Source organism: Colwellia marinimaniae (genome assembly GCF_002207865.1).
Taxonomy (GTDB): domain Bacteria; phylum Pseudomonadota; class Gammaproteobacteria; order Enterobacterales; family Alteromonadaceae; genus Colwellia; species Colwellia marinimaniae.
In genome coordinates this window covers 1-266 of sequence record NZ_BDQM01000300.1, presented here as the reverse complement: position 1 = coordinate 266, position 266 = coordinate 1, and the positions used below count along the sequence as shown (strand labels likewise).

Here is a 266-nt window from a genome sequence, read left to right as displayed (position 1 = left end):
GTGTGTATGAAGGGGATCGGCCCAGTTGATGCAGTGTTATCTGAGCGGATCGGGGATCCCTCGCAGCGAAGATCCGACATCGACAACCCAATGCCGCCGGTGCCCTTGGTGATCCACATGACGTCGCGGATCGTCTGGGCGATGTGCTCCAGATTGTCCTCAGTGCGCATGACGAAGCAGTTAGATAGCTGAGCCGATGGCGTCCCCGCATTGACAAGGGTGGATCCAGCGGCCAGGTGGCGCAGGTTGCTCATGGAGTCGTAAAG

1 protein-coding gene is annotated in these 266 nt (G+C 59.0%); it reads right to left on the bottom strand.

The annotated features are described in order from the left end of the window. On the bottom strand, positions 1-266 hold a 266-nt coding region (locus tag MTCD1_RS23710; RefSeq protein WP_305764595.1), incomplete at both ends, for a ribonucleotide reductase barrel domain-containing protein.